Origin of the sequence: Paenibacillus brasilensis, assembly GCF_009363115.1 — a bacterium.
Taxonomy (GTDB): domain Bacteria; phylum Bacillota; class Bacilli; order Paenibacillales; family Paenibacillaceae; genus Paenibacillus; species Paenibacillus brasilensis.
The window spans coordinates 2,446,859-2,465,000 of sequence record NZ_CP045298.1 but is presented as its reverse complement, the minus strand read 5'-3'; the positions used below and the strand labels follow the sequence as shown (position 1 = coordinate 2,465,000).

15 protein-coding genes and 1 other RNA gene are annotated in these 18,142 nt (G+C 47.9%); 1 reads left to right on the top strand and 15 read right to left on the bottom strand.

The genetic code is table 11. From position 1 onward, the window contains the following. Nucleotides 1-95 precede the first annotated feature (95 nt). The 12 genes from recR to rpoE form a co-directional block, all read right to left on the bottom strand. The gene (recR, locus tag GCU48_RS11540) at nucleotides 96-695 is read right to left on the bottom strand and encodes a recombination mediator RecR (protein ID WP_007428122.1); all 600 of its coding nucleotides are present in this window, start codon (nucleotides 693-695) and stop codon (nucleotides 96-98) included. 27 nt (nucleotides 696-722) lie between these two features. Continuing rightward, nucleotides 723-1,034 carry a YbaB/EbfC family nucleoid-associated protein gene (locus GCU48_RS11535; protein WP_025719762.1) on the bottom strand — a complete coding sequence of 104 codons (312 nt, stop codon included), beginning with the start codon at nucleotides 1,032-1,034 and terminating at the stop codon, nucleotides 723-725. A gap of 35 nt (nucleotides 1,035-1,069) precedes the next feature. Then, nucleotides 1,070-2,818, bottom strand: a complete 1,749-nt coding sequence (gene dnaX / locus GCU48_RS11530) for a DNA polymerase III subunit gamma/tau (RefSeq protein ID WP_152380093.1) — start codon at nucleotides 2,816-2,818, stop codon at nucleotides 1,070-1,072. Nucleotides 2,819-2,975: 157 nt separating this feature from the next. Beyond that, an RNA gene (gene ffs / locus GCU48_RS11525) (signal recognition particle sRNA large type) lies at nucleotides 2,976-3,242 on the bottom strand. Between the two features lie 111 nt (nucleotides 3,243-3,353). Beyond that, nucleotides 3,354-3,551, bottom strand: coding sequence for a 50S ribosomal protein L31 (gene rpmE, locus GCU48_RS11520; protein WP_025719758.1), 198 nt, complete (start codon nucleotides 3,549-3,551; stop codon nucleotides 3,354-3,356). A 155-nt stretch (nucleotides 3,552-3,706) separates the two neighbouring features. Further along, a complete protein-coding gene (locus tag GCU48_RS11515; RefSeq protein WP_152380092.1) occupies nucleotides 3,707-4,978 on the bottom strand; it encodes a radical SAM family protein in 1,272 nt (423 codons plus the stop codon). A 97-nt stretch (nucleotides 4,979-5,075) separates the two neighbouring features. Next, entirely contained in the window at nucleotides 5,076-6,407 is a 1,332-nt protein-coding gene (gene rho, locus GCU48_RS11510; RefSeq protein WP_025719755.1) for a transcription termination factor Rho, read from the bottom strand. 261 nt (nucleotides 6,408-6,668) lie between these two features. Continuing rightward, nucleotides 6,669-7,922: a UDP-N-acetylglucosamine 1-carboxyvinyltransferase gene (locus GCU48_RS11505; RefSeq protein WP_152380091.1), complete on the bottom strand. Its 1,254-nt coding sequence runs from the start codon at nucleotides 7,920-7,922 to the stop codon at nucleotides 6,669-6,671. Between the two features lie 230 nt (nucleotides 7,923-8,152). Next, entirely contained in the window at nucleotides 8,153-9,007 is an 855-nt protein-coding gene (gene fba, locus GCU48_RS11500; RefSeq protein WP_010346584.1) for a class II fructose-1,6-bisphosphate aldolase, read from the bottom strand. Nucleotides 9,008-9,253: 246 nt separating this feature from the next. Beyond that, the gene (locus tag GCU48_RS11495; RefSeq protein ID WP_025719750.1) at nucleotides 9,254-9,622 is read right to left on the bottom strand and encodes a response regulator; all 369 of its coding nucleotides are present in this window, start codon (nucleotides 9,620-9,622) and stop codon (nucleotides 9,254-9,256) included. 215 nt (nucleotides 9,623-9,837) lie between these two features. Next, the gene (locus tag GCU48_RS11490) at nucleotides 9,838-11,439 is read right to left on the bottom strand and encodes a CTP synthase (protein ID WP_025719748.1); all 1,602 of its coding nucleotides are present in this window, start codon (nucleotides 11,437-11,439) and stop codon (nucleotides 9,838-9,840) included. 401 nt (nucleotides 11,440-11,840) lie between these two features. Continuing rightward, a complete protein-coding gene (rpoE, locus tag GCU48_RS11485) occupies nucleotides 11,841-12,389 on the bottom strand; it encodes a DNA-directed RNA polymerase subunit delta (protein WP_152380090.1) in 549 nt (182 codons plus the stop codon). Between the two features lie 406 nt (nucleotides 12,390-12,795). On the opposite strand from rpoE, the gene GCU48_RS11480 reads away from it, so the two are divergent. After that, the gene (locus tag GCU48_RS11480) at nucleotides 12,796-13,956 is read left to right on the top strand and encodes a S8 family peptidase (RefSeq protein WP_152380089.1); all 1,161 of its coding nucleotides are present in this window, start codon (nucleotides 12,796-12,798) and stop codon (nucleotides 13,954-13,956) included. Nucleotides 13,957-13,994: 38 nt separating this feature from the next. Here GCU48_RS11480 and GCU48_RS11475 read toward each other — a convergent pair whose 3' ends face one another. The 3 genes from GCU48_RS11475 to GCU48_RS11465 are packed head-to-tail and all read right to left on the bottom strand — an operon-like array spanning nucleotide 13,995 to nucleotide 18,137. Then, nucleotides 13,995-15,395: an MBL fold metallo-hydrolase gene (locus GCU48_RS11475; RefSeq protein WP_152380088.1), complete on the bottom strand. Its 1,401-nt coding sequence runs from the start codon at nucleotides 15,393-15,395 to the stop codon at nucleotides 13,995-13,997. Further along, entirely contained in the window at nucleotides 15,392-17,062 is a 1,671-nt protein-coding gene (locus GCU48_RS11470) for an ABC transporter permease (RefSeq protein ID WP_152380087.1), read from the bottom strand. Before GCU48_RS11470 ends, GCU48_RS11475 begins: the two co-directional genes overlap by 4 nt. A 4-nt stretch (nucleotides 17,063-17,066) precedes the next feature. Then, on the bottom strand, nucleotides 17,067-18,137 hold the full coding sequence (locus GCU48_RS11465; RefSeq protein ID WP_152380086.1) for an ABC transporter substrate-binding protein: 1,071 nt from the start codon (nucleotides 18,135-18,137) through the stop codon (nucleotides 17,067-17,069). Nucleotides 18,138-18,142 lie beyond the last annotated feature (5 nt).

Here is an 18,142-nt window from a genome sequence, read left to right as displayed (position 1 = left end):
ATTACAAACAAAAAGGAGCCATAGCGGCTCCCCTAGCGTGTTCAGAATGTCCATAAGACATTTATCACTTATATCTATAACGTATAATACACCTGTTAATTGAGCTCTCTGCGGCCTTCCAGCGCTTTGGACAAGGTAACCTCATCGGCATACTCCAAATCTCCACCGACTGGCAATCCGTGAGCAATACGAGTAACCCTAATCTCAAAAGGACGCACCAGCCTCGAAATGTACATGGCCGTGGCTTCTCCTTCTATGTTCGGATTCGTCGCCAAAATTAACTCCTTGACGCGTTCATCACTGAGCCTATTCAGTAATTCCTTGAGCTTGATATCTTCAGGGCCAATTCCCTCCATTGGAGAGATTGCTCCGTGGAGCACATGGTAAAGACCATCAAACTCTTTGGTGCGCTCCATGGCAACCAAATCCTTAGAATCCTGAACAACACAAATGACGGAGGCATCCCTCGTCTTATCCTGACAGATCCGACAAGGGTCGGTGTCCGTAATATTGCCGCAGACTGAACAGAAGTGAAGATTACGTTTTACATTGACCAGCGCCTTGGCAAAATCAATTACATCATCTTCCTTCATCTTCAGTACGTGAAAAGCCAACCGGGCAGCCGTTTTCGGCCCCACTCCCGGTAGGCGCGTAAAAGCATCAATTAGCTTTGCAATCGGCTCCGGATAATACAATAGCGTGTTTCTCCTTTTTGCGGCAGACTAGAACAAGCCCGGAATTTTCATACCGCCTGTAAATTTCCCCATATCGTTATTAGCCAATTCGTCTGCTTTGGACAAAGCATCATTGACCGCAGTCAGTACGAGATCTTGCAGCATTTCTACATCATCAGGATCTACAGCCTCCGGTTTGATTGTGATGGACAACACTTTTTTATGCCCGCTTACCTCTACAGTCACAACACCGCCGCCGGAAGTACCTTCGATTACTTTTTCACCAAGCTCCTCTTGGGCTTTCAGCATTTGCTCCTGCATTTTTTTCACTTGCTTCATCATTTGGTTCATATTATTCATTTCAATCATCTCCTTTAATGAAGTATAACTTTGATTTAATCTTTAATGACGACCAGATCTTCCCCGAAGAGCTGAATAGCTTCATCAATCCAGGGCTCTTTGGACTTTCCCGGCGTATCTTGCTCCGGCTCCAGTTGGAATTCTTCGGCAGGCTGATCGGAAACTCCTTCAATCGCAGCATTCCAATCCTTTTGCATCATCGTCACCAGACGATAAGGATGACCCAGTTGCTCATGCAGAACCTTCTCAATAACTTGCTTATTCGCAGGCTTTTCAGTAGTTTCACGATGAATATTGTTTTTAAAGGCTACCAGTACGCTGTCCTCTAATACAGAAACAGGCTCACCGTCCATAAACCACGCATGAACCGTGACCTTCGCCTCTTTGACTCCTTGCAAAATCTGACTCCACTTACGCCCTGTCGCTGCAAATGCTTCGCTCGACTTCTCAGCGATATAACGATCCAGCTGAGGAGGGAGCTTGGCTGGAGCAGAAATTCTTGGAGCAGGCGCACGACCACCGGAAACCTGACGACCACCGGATGATGCCTCTTGGCCTGCTCCGATGGCTAATCCACCTTGCAACGCGCGTTCAAGCTTTTTCTCCAGTTCAGCAAGCTGACGCTTCAACACTGCTACATCTCCCTGATCAGCAGCGCTAGAGTGCTGTGCTGTCGACTGAGCAACAGCTCCCACTTCTCCCGGAATGCTGCACAGTTTCAAGAGAGCCACCTCAAACAAAGTTTGTGGCTGAACAGCATATTTCATCTCACTCTGATAACGATTAAGAGTGTCGATCATCCCAAAGAGTTGTTCTTTGGTAAAAGCATCTGCTACTTCCTTGAACTGCTCCGGGTCCAACACTCGCTCTGTCATTTTAGTCGCCTGCGGCACCATCTTGATCATAAGCAGATCCCGGAAATAGTACAAGAGATTCTCCATGCACTTATCGGCGCTTTTGCCTTCCTGCATAAAGTTCTCGATCATTTGAAGAACCGTGCCTACGTCTTCTTTCAGCAGCGCCAGGGCAAGCTTACCAAATTGCTCGGACGCAATGCCTCCTGTCATATCCAACACCTGCTGATAGGTAACCCGACCGTCTGTAAACGAGGCTATCTGATCCAAAACGCTGACCGCATCCCGCATCCCGCCATCTGAAAGACGCGCAATGTACTGCAGTGCATCTGTATCAGCCTGAATATTCTCCTGTCGACATATTAGGTCAAGTCGTTCTGTCTGCTCTTCCAGCGATATCCGCCGAAAGTCAAAACGCTGGCAGCGCGAAATAATTGTCGCCGGGATTCGATGCGGTTCAGTCGTCGCCAATATGAACATAACATGTGGCGGTGGCTCTTCCAGCGTCTTCAGCAGCGCATTGAACGCTTCCGTCGTCAGCATGTGCACCTCATCAATGATATAAACCTTATGCCGCACCTCTGTCGGCGCATATTTGACTTTATCGCGCAAATCACGAATCTCTTCAACGCCCCGGTTGGAGGCTGCATCAATTTCCTGTACATCCATAACTGCCCCGGCCGTGATCCGTTTACAGGCTTCGCATTCGTTGCAAGGTTCCGGTGCAGGTCCATGCTCGCAATTGATTGCCTTGGCCAAAACTTTGGCCGCACTTGTCTTCCCCGTTCCTCGTGGACCACTGAACAGGTAAGCATGGGACGTGCGATTTTCACGAATGGCGTTCTGCAATGTCTGGATAATATGCTGTTGTCCTACCATGTCTTTGAAGGCCTGAGGCCGCCAAGCACGGTACAACGCTATATGTTCCAATGCGCGTTACCCTCTTTCCCATTCACTTTCATGACCATTCACAGTCACTTCATTATACTATACTCCTGTCCGAATCTAAACCAGACACCTTCCAATTTATAAACACAAAAAAACATCTTCGCATTGACTGCCAAGATGTTCTGATTCCAGATATAAACCGTGCACCTGTTATTGATCGTTGTGATCCGAGCGGCAACCCTGAACAACAACTCGGGCTAGGCAACCCTCCGGCACAAGAGTGGGCTTGCTTATGGCTGCTTCCTTCCGGACCTGACCAGGTTCACAAGTACTCATTGCGGAGGACCCAACCGTCAACATTGTGCGCAGGGACCAGCCTCACATCAACAACACCTCTAACAGGAATTCAACCTCGCTATAGCGGATTGCGAGTTACAGGGCACCGCTACCTCCCCATCTAGCACGGTGAAAATAAGTATATCTCATGGCTGTATAAAAAGCAAATAGCAAATACCGACAAAAAGAGCCTTCTGCAATTGCAGAAGGCTCTAATAACTTTATAACTTGTGGTAACTCATTAGATACCGTATTTCTTTTTGAAACGATCCACGCGTCCACCAGCATCAATAAACTTCTGCTTACCTGTGAAGAACGGATGGCAAGCGGAGCAAATCTCCACACGCAAAGATTCTTTCACAGAACCAGTTTCAAACGAATTCCCGCAAGCGCAAGTAACGTTAGTTACGTTATATTTCGGTTGAATAGCTTGTTGCATTAACTTTCACCTCTTTCCGCCCTGAACGTCCTATCAGTCCAGAGTTGTATGAACACATGTTCACATTATAGCACTTGAATATAAGTGTTTCAATACCTGTTTTGCGCATCTAAAACTGGCGTAAAACAGGTGTATTTCAGGTAATATCGGCCATTTTAAGCTCTGGCAAATTTAGGACGTGCCTGCCCTGGCGGAGGTACATGAGTGTAGGACCCGATAACAACATCAGGCAGCTCTTCCCGGTAAATCTCAAGCATTTGCTTCATGCCAAGTATATCTCCTTGGGCAGGTGGAATCAGCTCCAAATAGCTTTCAGGATCAATATTCAAATTACGCATCTGAATCAGCTTGAGTTTAGTACGCTTGGCGAACTCGATCATCGCCTCTATTTCTTCCTCACGGTCAGTTACACCCGGGAAGATCAGATAGTTAATCGACGTATATACACCCTGCTCAGAGGCATATCGGAGTGATTTTTCTACATTGGCTAACGTATAGGCTCTAGGCTTGTAATAAGCATTGTAATGATCGTCCAGCGCACTGATTGTGCTGACCCGCATCAGATCAAGACCTGCATCTACGATGCCCCGGATATGATCGTTCAACCCCGCATTGGTGTTGATATTGATATATCCCATATCCGTAACGGAACGCACTTCTTTGATCGCATCAATAATCAGCTTGGCTTGAGTGGAAGGCTCGCCTTCGCAACCTTGCCCAAAACTGATAATGGATTCCGGTGTTTTCAAATGTTCCAGCATGACCTCTACAATTTCTTCAACACGGGGGCGAAAATTCATTCTTGTCTGCGGAGATACAAAGCCGCTGTCATCCGGTTGTTCAGATATACAGCCAAAGCAACCGGCATTACAAGAATAAGATACCGGAACCCCTCCCTCCCAGCGATTCAGGAATGTGTTGGAGGAAGTAAGACATTCATAGCCTAACGCACAGTTGGACAAATGTTGGTACAGTCGGTTTTCCGGATATTGCTCCGTCATCCGCTGAACCCCCAGCTTGACCTGATGACGGTCACAGTTTTCCGGATTCCATTTGGATGGACTGTCGCTCTGCTCTGCGGTTACATAAAATGCTCCATCTTTCCAGACTACGGCAGAATAACCGAACAAGGGCAGCTTATATTCTTTATCGGTTTTCACATATCCCGGCAGACATAATCGTGTAAAACCTTGCGGCAACAATGCACCTACTGCCTGCATATCTCCAGGAAGAGAGACCATTTCCCCAGTTTCAGGGTTCATACCGACCGGGCGGGTGTTGGGCAAGCCTACCAGCGTAGCTCCTTCCGGTAGCGGAATAAGCTCATCCTCCATGATTTCAACAATCATGTCTGCACTGCGGGCAAGCCCATACAAAGAAGCATGATCATATACATTGCCTTTTTCGTCGGCATACACCAAATACATTATGGAACTCCTTTCGCTCCGTCAAGCTACACACCATTAACAGAATGAACCGTAACGGTCGCGGTCTTACGGAACAGATAAAATACATGGATTGGGTTTAGTTGGTCGAGGCCGGGACCGACGCTGCAGTAGAACGCGTGGTTCTCCGTTGTTGGGCGCCTGAGCCGCCGGATGATCCACCAGAAGGTGTCAAATCAAACGAAGCCAAAAATTCGGCGTTATTTTTGCTGTTGCGCAGCTTTTTGAGGAAGCCTTCCACAAAATCATGACTTTCCGTCATATTTTTACGAATAGCCCAAATGGTATCCAGTTCTTCCTTGCTCAACAGCACTTCCTCGCGACGTGTACCTGAACGACGAATATCAATGGCAGGGAAGATACGACGTTCTGCCAGTTTGCGGTCCAAATGAAGCTCCATGTTGCCTGTACCTTTGAACTCTTCATAGATGATATCATCCATCCGTGATCCTGTATCAATCAACGCTGTAGCAAGGATTGTCAGACTGCCGCCTTCCTCCACGTTCCGCGCCGCACCAAAAAAGCGCTTCGGACGATGAAAGGCCGCCGGATCAATACCCCCACTCAAAGTACGACCGGATGGAGGGATAACGAGATTGTACGCTCGAGCCAAACGTGTAATGCTGTCCAGCAGGATCACAACATCTTTTTTATGCTCCACAAGACGCAACGCACGCTCCAATACCAACTCTGCTACTTTGATGTGATTCTCAGGAAGTTCATCAAATGTAGAAGCCACAACTTCACCTTTAACAGAACGCTGCATATCGGTCACTTCTTCAGGGCGTTCATCAATCAACAAGACAAAAAGCTCAATCTCGGGATTGTTGGTAGAAATGCTATTGGCAATTTCTTTGAGGAGAAGTGTCTTCCCGGCTTTGGGAGGTGCCACAATGAGTCCGCGCTGTCCAAGTCCGACAGGGGCCAGTACATCCATAATTCTCGTAGACAAATGGTTGGGGGAAGTTTCAAGGACTAATTTGGTTTGCGGATACAGTGGAGTCAGTGCAGGAAAATGTAGCCGCTCAGCAGCTTGCTCAGGGCTTCTTCCATTAACTGCGTTAACTTGAAGCAATCCAAAATATCGTTCATTTTCTTTTGGCGTTCGGCATTTACCCGATACAAGATCGCCTGTTCTTAAGTCAAACTTACGGATTTGTGAAGCAGAGATGTAAATATCTTCGGTACTCGGGAGATAATTAATTGGCCTCAGAAAGCCATAGCCTTCAGGAAGTATTTCCAGAACCCCCTGCATAAACATCAATCCGCTCTTCTCAGCTTGCGCACGCAGGATGGCAAAAATTAATTCTTTCTTCTTGAGCGTTCCGTAGTACGGGATCTGGTATTGCTTGGCCAGCTTGTACAGGTCGGTCAGCTTCATTTCTTCCAGATCGGAAATTTGCAGATCCATATAATAACCACCTATTCAATTATTAAGTCCATTCATACATCTAAATGATAGACAATGATATCATAAACACCATTAACATAATTTTAACCAAAACAAATAAAGTTATGCAGCCGTCTGCCTGGATTATACCGGATTATTCCGGTTTTCCGATAAAAGATTATTAGGTATGAACCACAATCTTGTATCAAGCAGCGGCTGCATAGAGCTTACCCCTTCTATTGTTTATCCGTTCAGGGAGTCCAAAATAAAGTATGGTTAAAATTATTCTGTCTGTCGCCATACATCCGCGCCCAAATGACGAAGATTGGAGACAAGGTGATCATAACCACGGTCAATATATTCGACACCTGTCACCTCGGTTACACCTTCACTCACCGTAAGACCAGCGATGACAAGTGCTGCTCCAGCTCGCAGATCAGCCGCTTTGACTTTGGCCGCATTCAAACGACCGCCCTCAATGATGGCCGACCGACCCTCTACGCGGATCTTAGCCCCCATTCGAACCAGCTCAGGGACGTGCTTAAAACGATTGCTGTACACGAAATCACTCAATACACTAACACCCTGCGCCTGAGTAAGCAAGCTGGTCATAGGAGATTGCAAATCCGTGGCGAATCCGGGGTAAACTAAGGCTTTAACGTCGACATGTTCATAACGAGACGCACCGAGTACACGAATACTTTCGTCATATTCCTCGATGCCAATACCCATCTCCTGCATTTTTGCAGTAAGGGCCTCCATATGCTTGGGAATGACGTTGTCGATCAATACATTGCCACGGGTAGCCGCAGCAGCAATCATATATGTCCCCGCTTGTATGCGGTCAGGTATGATGGAGTGACGACAGCCATGTAGCTCAGATACGCCTTCAATACGGATCGTCTCCGTTCCGGCGCCCTTAATAATGGCCCCCATGGAGTTTAACAGAGTTGCTACATCTATAATCTCAGGCTCTTTAGCCGCATTTTCAATAATTGTGGCGCCTTTGGCACGTGCGGCCGCCAGCATGATGTTAATCGTAGCTCCTACGCTGCTGACATCCAAATAAATTTTGTTACCACGCAGCTCTTTGGCATACAAATGAATAGCACCGTGCTCATTTGTCACCGTAGCACCCAGCGCTTCAAAACCTTTAATATGCTGATCAATGGGCCGGGGTTCAAAATTACACCCTCCTGGCAAACCGATAATCGCTTCCTTGAATCTGCCCAGCATGGCTCCCATCATATAGTAGGAAGCTCGTAATTTCTTAACCGGTCCATTCGGCATAGGAATGGATTTAATAGAGGATGGATCAATTTTCATCTGGCTACCTTCCCAGGCAACCGTTGCACCAAGTTCCTCTAATATTTCGGAATACACCGCCACATCACTCAACAGCGGCAAATTGTCCAAAATGACTTCCGACTCTGCCAGAATGGCGGCGGGAATCAAGGCGATGGCACTGTTTTTGGCACCGCTGATGGAAACTGTACCTTGAAGCGGCCGTCCACCGGTGATCATCAATTTTTCCATAAGCTTGAGGGTCCCCCTACGTGTTTTGCAGTCGGTCAAACCATGAACTAAACAACGAAATTTCAACTTTTTAGTGGTGAAAATGGAAAGACACCGGCTAAGCGGTGTGCTTTCCATACCAAACTATTCAACTATACAAAATTAAATATTTTGTGCAGCAGAATTACATCTACAATAAAAAATGGATCTATCCATGCAACAGCATGACCAGTTCACTAGTTCACTCGTTATTACGCTTTGTTGTTGGAACCGAACTCACGAATTTTACCGATAACCGTTTGTTTGATCGCTTCACGACCTGGAGCGATGAATGTACGTGGATCGTAAGCATCTGGTTTCGCAGCAAGCACTTCACGAACCACTTTCGCAAATGCGATTTGGTTTTCAGTGTTTACGTTGATTTTGGAAGTACCCAGGGAAATGGATTTTTTAATGTCATGTGTAGGAATACCTGTTCCGCCATGAAGAACGAGTGGCAGTTTCACAGCATTGCGGATTTCTTCCATTTCTTTAAAGCCAAGGTTTGGCTCGCCTTTGTATGGTCCATGAACGGAACCCAGTGCAGGAGCCAGTGTATCAATACCTGTTTCGTTAACGATACGTACACAATCGTCCAGCTTAGCGTACATTACGTCACCTACAACATCATCCTCTTGACCGCCAACCATTCCAACTTCGGCTTCAACGGAAACGCCTTTGGAATGTGCATATTCAACAACTTTTTTCGTTGTTTCGATATTTTTTTCAATCGGGCTATGGGAATCGTCAATCATAACAGATGTGAAACCAGCATCAATCGCTTCTTTACATTTTTCAAAGCTGGAACCATGATCCAAGTGAATTGCAACTGGAACCGTAATTTTCATGTCATGAATAAGTCCCTCAACCATTTTAACAACAGTGTAAAATCCGCCCATGTGACGAGCTGCGCCTTCAGAAACGCCCAGGATTACAGGGGATTTTTCTTCTTCAGCAGCGCCCAGAATAGCTTGAGTCCACTCGAGGTTGTTAATGTTGTATTGACCTACTGCATATTTTCCTTCGAGTGCTTTGTTCAACATGTCTTTCATAGATACCAATGGCATGGTTACGTCCTCCTAAAGGTGTTTGGGTTTGTCTATCTTTTTAGCCGACATCACATACGGGCTTATTATACCACAACCCATATTAAATACTAAACAAGCTTTTGCATATCAACACATACAAAAATCACGCTCAGGACGCCGTTTTATCATAGATTTGTATAAGGAGAGGATTTACTTTCAGTATTTCCCATAAACACAAACAAAAAACCCTGTTTGCTAACAGAGTTCTTAACCAAAATGACTGATCTAGTCGTCCCTGAGTTGTTTGTTCACAGCAATTCGCATTTCGTCAATATCAAAGGGCTTGGTAAAATGCATAAGCGCACCTAGCTCCGTCGCCTCTTTAATCATGTCCAGTTCACCATACGCTGTCATCATAATAACCTTGATATCAGGGTTCATGGCTTTTAAATGCTTCAAAATTTCGAGTCCATCCATACCCGGAATTTTCATATCCAGCAGCACCAAATCCGGCGGTTCCTTTTCAACAATTTCAAGTGCAATTTTCCCGTTCGCCGCCTGAAAGGTCTCATAACCCTCACTCCCGAACACTTCCATCAGTAAAATCCGTATTCCATTCTGGTCATCGACGATTAATACTTTCTTCTTTTCCAATGTTTTAACCTCCTAAGATCTTAAAACGAGGATCATGCAGCTATTGCCATAACAGCGTCCGATGACGTACAATATCCGTCCCATACCTAAAACTATATTCGATCCTGCAAAAAGAAAATCCTTCTCTTATACATAATTGTGGAATATTCTTTCATAATCAGGAATCATGGGGTAAAAAAAAAGACCTCTCAAGAGGTCTTTTAAGGGTCGTTGTATTAACCTTGAAGCTGCAATGCTGCTTTTACAAATTCACGGAACAAAGGTTGTGGACGGTTTGGACGGGAAGTAAATTCCGGATGGAATTGTACTGCCAGGAACCATGGATGGTCTGGAAGCTCAACAATTTCCACCAAACGTCCGTCCGGTGAAGTACCAGAAATACGAAGACCTGCTTTTTCAATCACTTCGCGATATTCATTATTAAATTCGTACCGGTGACGGTGTCTTTCGTATACCAGCTCGTCATTGTAGCAAGCCTCAGCAAGGGAGCCTTCCACTAGTTTGCACGGATACAAGCCAAGACGCATCGTACCGCCCAAATCCTCGATGTCTTTTTGGTCAGGAAGCAGGTCAATAACAGGATAATCCGTAGCTGGGTTGATCTCCGAGCTGTTGGCTCCTTCAAGACCAGCCAAAGAACGGGCAACCTCAATAACAGATACCTGCATACCCAAACAAATACCAAAGAATGGAATTTTATTCTCGCGCGCATAACGGATCGTGCTGATTTTACCTTCAATCCCGCGATCGCCGAAGCCACCCGGCACGAGAATACCACCAATGCCACCCAGCATGTCCGCTACGTTCTCGTCTGTCACTTCTTCAGCGTTCACCCAGCGGATCTTCACGTCCGCATTGGCATCAAAGCCGGCGTGGGAAAGTGACTCAACCACGCTTAAATACGCATCATGCAATGCGACATATTTACCGACAATGGCAATCTCGACCGTTTTATCCAGCTTGCTGATTCGATCAACTAGCCCTTCCCACTCCGTCATATCCGGCGCAGGGGTTGTCAGCTTCAGATGGTTAACGACGATTTCGTCCAAGCCTTCTTCACGCAGGTTCAACGGAACCTCATAGAGAGTTGAAGCATCGCGACATTCTACCACAGCGTTCGCATCAATATCGCAGAACAGCGCAATTTTGGCCTTCATATCGGAGGACAGTTCGTGCTCTGTACGGCAAACAATGACGTTAGGCTGAATGCCGATGCTGCGTAGTTCTTTTACACTGTGCTGAGTTGGTTTGGTTTTAACCTCACCAGCAGCTTTGATATAAGGAATAAGCGTTACGTGAATGTACATTACATTCTCACGTCCAACTTCGCTTTTAAGCTGACGAATAGCTTCCAAAAATGGCAAGCTTTCAATATCGCCTACTGTACCGCCAATTTCTGTAATAATGACGTCCGAACCTGCTTCGCGGCCTGCGCGGTACACGCGCTCCTTGATTTCGTTCGTAATGTGAGGGATAACCTGTACTGTACCGCCCAAATATTCTCCGCGACGCTCTTTGCTGATTACGCTCGAATATACTTTGCCTGTTGTGACATTGCTGTTCTTGGACAGATTAATATCAATAAAGCGTTCATAGTGTCCCAGGTCAAGATCCGTTTCCGCACCATCATCCGTTACGAACACTTCACCGTGCTGGTAAGGACTCATGGTGCCCGGATCGACATTCAGGTAAGGATCAAATTTTTGGATCGTTACCTTTAGTCCCCTGTTCTTCAAAAGCCTTCCCAGTGAAGCTGCCGTAATCCCTTTGCCCAAGGAAGACACAACCCCGCCTGTCACAAAAATATACTTTGTCACTGTTCAAAACCCTCCTAGATAAAATGCAAAATTCAGGCGACATTATGATGTTATCGTAACCCGTTTACACGGATTATCATCCATGAAGAAGGCAGCGGATTTAATTTCCATACCGCCGCCCTTAGCCCTCTTTCATGAGTGAAAACACCCCTATAAAAAACAAAAAAGCACTCCCGTAGTACGGGGCACTTTTATACAAAAAAGCAAACATATAAGTGAATCAATCATAAGCCCAAGCAATAGTTTACCCCGTGTCCAATCCCCTGTCAAGGAAGTTATCTATGTTAATTTACCCATTGCACGAGATTGGAATGATTCCACCCGAAAGCTTCAAATCAGGAGGGGTTTCAGGAAAACGGTCATGAAAAAGGGGAGAGCATATCTCCCCTTACGATTTGTTCCTAGCGAAGCGAATCATCGTCGTCATCCAACGAATCATCGTCATTTTCATCTTCTGTATCGTCCTCATCACTGAGGTCTTCGTCGTCTATGACTACGTCTTCATCACTATCGTCATCTTCACCGTCGAACAGCTCATCTTCGCCGTCCTCGTCTTCACTATCTGCATCGAAGTCGTCATCAGAGTTGTAGGTTTCTTCTTCCTCATGATAGTCGTCTTCGTCGTCATCGTCTTCGTCGTTAATAATACGAGGGCGCTTGGCGCCTGTCAGGGCATCTTCGGATTTATCCACCGGATACCAACGTTTCAGGCCCCACAGATTCGTACCGACACAGGCAAAACGCCCGTCAATGTTGATTTCAGTATATAGCTGAGCAATTACGTCATTAATTTCTTCATCGGACAAGCCACGCAATTTGGCGACTTCATTCATCAGGTCACGGTAATAATATGGAGTATTGGCCGCTTTCAAAACCATAAATGCCAAATCCACCATCGGGATCTCGTGGACTTTCTCCGGGTCAATCTTTAAGTTGAGTGGGGTACTCACCTAGGGACACTTCCTCTCACACGTAATTCACAAGAACATGTTTCAGAGCATACACGATACATGCAATACTAACATATCCATTATCAAAACTAAGTAAAACCTATTTGGAAGCAAATTGCAAGTTAAACATGGGTATCGGCACAAATTCCAGGAATATCCCCATGGACAAGACCACACATGTAAAAAAGACGGGGTCCCCCCCGTCTTCGACTGTACCCACTCCGGGAGCTGTCCCCCAAAGTTGTTGCACAAGAGCTTATGCCCTCCATGTATCGTATGTGTCCTCCAACACTTTGACACGACAAGCAGGCCTATTTCCATAAAAAAGGGGCAGGTTCCCCATGCAGGCGCTGACGCTTGCTCATACAATACCTCAGCATGGCTCATCGGAGGAGGACCGTCTCAAATGGACTATCCTGGTTTTTTGCAGCGTTTGCATGAGGGTATTTCGGAGCCGTCCGGCAGTGGACGGCACAAACAGATCATTACGTTCGATAAACCTCATCAATACCGGGAATGCCTGTCCTATCTCAGGAAGCTGAAACCTGAGCTCGCGGGATTACGACAAGTGCAACCGGCCCGACTGATCCGCGCTCTCATCGCCCCCCTTCCAGGGGGAGACAGGCTGGGCAAATATCACAACGGTGTTACCGTTGAAGAAGATACGCGCATGAAGATTCACGCAGAAACAGCCCATATACCGAAAGCAGAGAGAAACCTTCCCATGCCTTGGGGAGTCAAGCAGGTCCGTGCATACAAGGCTTGGCCTTCCTCCACAGGCAATCGGGTCAGAATCGGGGTGATCGACACAGGAGCCGATTTTCAACATCCTGATCTTCGTTATTCTCTTGCCAGAGGTATTAATTTGCTTAATCGGACGATGTTACCCTATGACGATAACGGTCACGGAACTCACATTGCCGGTACTATCGCTGCTTCCAACTATGATGAGGGTATGGTCGGCGTAGCGCCGAGGGCTTTGATTCATCCTGTAAAAGCGTTTGACCATAACGGAGCCGCCTACGTCTCCGACATTATTCTCGGTATCGACTGGTGTGTGCTAAACCGTGTCGATATCATCAATATGAGCTTTGGCATGAAGTCACGCAGCAAGGCACTGCTTGATATGGTGAATAAAGCCTATCATAACGGGATCGTGATCGTGGCTTCTTCGGGCAATGAAGGCAAGCGTCGAGCTATTGACTACCCGGCTCGCTATTCCCAGACCATCTCGGTTGGAGCTACCGATAAATACAGACGCATCGCACCTTTTAGCAATCGGGGACAATTTGTAGACGTGTACGCACCTGGCGAGAAAATCATATCCTCCTGGATACACGGCAGGCATCACGAAATGAGCGGCACCTCTATGGCTACTTCCCATGTCACCGGAAGCATCGCGCTTCTCCTTTCACTCAGACCGGAACTGGAGCCGGCGGAGATCAAAGCACTGCTCAAACGCACCGCCACACCGCTACGCCTTCGTAAAAGCAATGGACGCAGCTCTATCTCCACCAAGCTTGGAGAAGTGGATGCCTTCCGATTAATGCAGGAGGGAACTAAGTAATGATACAGTTTGAAGAATTTTCGAAGCCACAGGAACAGCTAGGCCTTTAACGTTGCGCACGGCTCAAGCGAGTAAATAGCTTTTACAGACCCTTCGCCACGTTCGATCCAGCCTTCTTTTATCAGTTCATCACATACTAGATCGGTCTGCGATTTCGGTGCATGAACGAGCACAACCTGCTTGCTGGGCAATCGCTCCAGCATATGCTTCACATCCGACACTCCCTGATGCACCTTGTAAATTACATGCCGAACGGTACAGCGGTCCTTTTGATCCGTTTTCTGACTCGTGCAATCCAGTAGATGTTTACCAAAAGACCCCCTTGAAGCATGCCCGGTCAAAACAACTCCATTGTTGTTGATTTTTCCATCGTCTGTATCACCACCCAAACTCGGGTGGTCAGACAGGTACTGATAGTACCAGCGTGCGCGTGGTGAGTCCATCATGCCGTCTCCTGTTACGATAATGGCCGCCGCATTCTGTTCCAGTAACCTTATTCGTTCCGCATGATTACGGGGTACAAACACGCTGTCATCACTCAGCACCTGTTCTATTCGCACAAGAGCCTCCGGACGCAGCCATTCTCTCAAGCTGCTTAAACGCTGCAACCCCTGCCATATATCCGGCTCTATAATTAAGGTCTGTCCGGGGAACTGCTCCCTGGTCCAAACGATCAGCTCCTGTCCCCGGCCAAAGGCAGGCACAGGCAGTAACACATGGCCCTTAGATGCTAATATCCGCCCCAGCTCGGCCCGCAGCCGCTCCAGCTTCACAGCCTGCGGGTCCTTATCCATGCCATAGGCATTATCCATTATGGCGATATCCGCCAGATTGATATCCGGCATCATTCCAAGATGGTCAGGTACACTTTTCCCCGCGCCCATGCTTGGCGTATCCGCAGCGAGCAGCTCGGATTCTCGGCTGTAATCGCCCGAAAAGAACAGTCGCTTTCCTTCCAGTTCTACTCCAAACCACACTGCACCAGCCAAATGCCCGCTGCGCCCCCATATGATTTGTACACCCGGACAAATCTCCCGCCATACACCTGACGGCGCTTCATCCTCCAGATAACGGTATGTAATAGCTTTAATATCCCGCTCATCGTACGGCAGTTGTCCACCTCTCGATGCTACATAAGAATGCCAGGAGCAAAAATAGGAATCCAACTGCTCTACGGTAGCCTTGGTCGTCCAGACCTCTCCCCGGTATCCATACTTATAAAGTAAGGGTAGAGCCATCGAGTGATCTTCATGCGCATGGGACAGCAATACAGCAGATAGTCCCTGCGCCTCCTGAGGCGGGAATACAGGGTATTGTCCGATTCCTTCCTTTTTCACTCCACAATCCAGCATAATACGGTGCTGCTCTCCTTCAAAAACATAGCAGGAGCGGCCATGTTCGCCCGCTCCGCCCCAAATTCTAAGCTTGGTCATCGTCATTTCCACTTTCTCTGCGAGTTTAGGCTCTCCATCACCATCAGCAGCAGGGTAGTCAACCCGACCGATATGACTGCCATCGCCATGCCGAGCGACACCTGTCCCTGTTCAAACTGAGCAAAGATGTAGGTCGCAGACGTCTGAACGGATGGTGGCAGAATCAGTAATGAACCCACCAGTTCGCGCGAGGCAATGGTGAAGGTCATCATCCAGCCCGCCAGCATCCCCGGCAAAATCAGCGGTAACATAATCCGGCGGAATACGTAAAACGGACGTCCGCCAAACACCTGGCCTGCCTGAAAAAGGGCTGTGTCCACCTGCGTAAAGGCGCTTTTTACATATTGAACGGTATAAGGTACAAACAAGATCACATACGTCAGAATAACCATGCCGTAAGTGTTGTACAACGGAATGGGCATCCATGGCGAGTTCCACCATAAAATAAGGCCGACGACCATCACAATCCCCGGGACTGTGTTCGGCAGCAGGCTGAAGGCATCCACCGTCCGCTGAAGCACGGAACGTGATTGTCCCACAACAAGCGCAAACCATGTGCCTAGCAGGGCGGCAATCGTCGACGCGCCCAAAGACAGAAATACGCTATTCAGCAACGCCTCCATGCTTTCCGATCCCCAAGACAGCAGCTCCCTGTAATAATCGAGTGTAAAGTTGTTCCAGGCCAGCCCGATTCCCCTTAGCTTCATGGTAGAAGCAGCGATGATAGAGAAATAAGGGATGCCAATAGACGCAATAAGCAATAATAGAATAAAGGCAACACTTAGCCCTGTTGTCCAACCCGATACACGAAGACGGGAAGGACGAGAGCCTTTGCCCCCAACCAGTCTATACGTGTATTTGCGATTGATTACTGATTGCACATACCAGACCAGCAGACAGGCCGTTAGCAGCACCGAGGCCAGTGACGTTGCCTTGCCAAAGTCAATCGGCCAGCTGGAAATATATTTGTGAATTTCCGATGTCATGACCTCATATCCGATACGCCGTCCAAAGGTGGCGGGGGTACCAAACTCCGCAATCGTTTTGACGAAAATAAGCAATGCCCCCATTCCGTAAGCCGATAGCAGCAGGGGTAAAATGATCCGGCGGAATCTGTACCAAAAGCTGCCGCCCATCACAGCACCCGCTTCTTCCAGGCTACCGCCAATTCTTAGCAGCGCACCACGCAGCAGCAGGTATAAGAATGGAAACAGATGCAGACTCATGATCATCACCATGCCGCCAAAGCTAAAAAAGGACGGCGTTAAAACATGAAGCTCGGGAAGCAGCTGCGCCAGATACCCGTTTTTTTGCATAAACAAAATCCAGCCCATGGACCCGATATAGGGCGGGGTCATAAACGGAATCAGCAGCACCACGTCCAACCAGCGCCACCTTGCAAGACAAGTGTTGGACATGATCCATGCCAACGGAAGTGCAAGTACAGTCGTCCCGGCAATAACACAGATACCCAGCCAAATGGAGTTGAACAGAACACCCGCAAATCGGGATTCAGCCAACGTCCGCAAAGGTGCCGTCCATTGAAATGTCCCATCCGCATATACACTTTGGATAAAAATTTGCAGCAACGGCATGACGATCAGAAAAGCAAGCGCGATCAGAGCAAGCATCAGACACCACGCTCTGATCTGTTTGACAGATAGGACTCCCATCCGCTTACTTAAATATTTGCGTGAACTTCTCGGTCACGTCAGGCCCGTGCTCACCCATCCATTCCCAACGGGTGTTCAGCAAAGGGATCTCATCCAGGTTGGCACGCTTGTCGGCTTTGACATCCGTGCGGCCCGGAAGCAGGGAAGCATCCGCTACCAGCTTCTGTGCTTCGTCCGACAGCAGATAGTCAATGAATGCCTTGGCATTCTGCTCATGCTGCGTTGATTTGAGAATGGCCGCCGGACGAGGGCTGATCACTGTTCCTTCCTTCGGATAAACAATGTCTATCGGCTCGCCTTTGGCTTTAGCCTTGTAGGTCATGTAATCGACCGCAGCTGCAACCATGCTTTTGGCTCCGGTAATGACCGGGTCCAGCGCTTCCTGATTCGCGCCAGCCATGGCAACACCATTAGCCTTGTACTGCTCGAACAACGTCCAGCCCCCATCGCCCTTGGCGCTCAGATAACCTGTCATGAAATCCAGCGCCGAGCCGGAGAGTGACGGATCGGGAATGTTAACTTGGTCCTTATACTCTGGCTTTGCCAGATCGGCCCATGATGTCGGTGGCGTCTTCACCAGATTCGTATTGTACGCAATACCTAGCGCCGAGGCACTGGTACTGAAATAATGGCCTTCCTTGTCAGACCAGTCGGGATTCAGCTTGTCCGCATTTTTGGCCTCGGGGTAGGACAGCGTGAGTCCATCTTTTTTCAAGCCTTGCACAGAAGGAAGAGATGCCAGCACCACTACGTCTGCTACCGGATTCGTCTTCTCGGCTTCCATCCGAGCCAGAATTTTACCGGTTGTCCCCTGGAATAGCTCAACTTTAACTCCGCTTTGCGCCTCATAGCCTGCTACCAGCTTTTTCGCCAGCCCATCCGGGCCTGCACTGTAGACGACCAGTTTCTTATCACTGGATGCCGCCCCGGCTTGTCCGGCTGTTCCCGTCGCTTGCGCTCCGTCCTTAGAAGGTGTAGCGGCTCCACAGCCTGCAACAGCCAGTCCGAAGGTTAATGTTAATGCGAGCATTGCGCCTTTTTTCCATCCTGTACGAAAAACGTGCCTGTTCATCATCTTGT

Excerpts from the sequence above, each read along its gene's own strand:
- GCU48_RS11535 (WP_025719762.1), bottom strand. The coding sequence starts at position 1,034 with ATGAATAATATGAACCAAATGATGAAGCAAGTGAAAAAAATGCAGGAG.
- rpmE (WP_025719758.1), bottom strand. The coding sequence starts at position 3,551 with ATGCAACAAGCTATTCAACCGAAATATAACGTAACTAACGTTACTTGC.
- GCU48_RS11515 (WP_152380092.1), bottom strand. The coding sequence starts at position 4,978 with ATGTATTTGGTGTATGCCGACGAAAAAGGCAATGTATATGATCATGCT.
- rho (WP_025719755.1), bottom strand. The coding sequence starts at position 6,407 with ATGGATCTGCAAATTTCCGATCTGGAAGAAATGAAGCTGACCGACCTG.
- GCU48_RS11505 (WP_152380091.1), bottom strand. The coding sequence starts at position 7,922 with ATGGAAAAATTGATGATCACCGGTGGACGGCCGCTTCAAGGTACAGTT.
- fba (WP_010346584.1), bottom strand. The coding sequence starts at position 9,007 with ATGCCATTGGTATCTATGAAAGACATGTTGAACAAAGCACTCGAAGGA.
- GCU48_RS11480 (WP_152380089.1), top strand. The coding sequence starts at position 12,796 with ATGGACTATCCTGGTTTTTTGCAGCGTTTGCATGAGGGTATTTCGGAG.
- GCU48_RS11475 (WP_152380088.1), bottom strand. The coding sequence starts at position 15,395 with ATGACGATGACCAAGCTTAGAATTTGGGGCGGAGCGGGCGAACATGGC.
- GCU48_RS11470 (WP_152380087.1), bottom strand. The coding sequence starts at position 17,062 with ATGGGAGTCCTATCTGTCAAACAGATCAGAGCGTGGTGTCTGATGCTT.
- GCU48_RS11465 (WP_152380086.1), bottom strand. The coding sequence starts at position 18,137 with ATGATGAACAGGCACGTTTTTCGTACAGGATGGAAAAAAGGCGCAATG.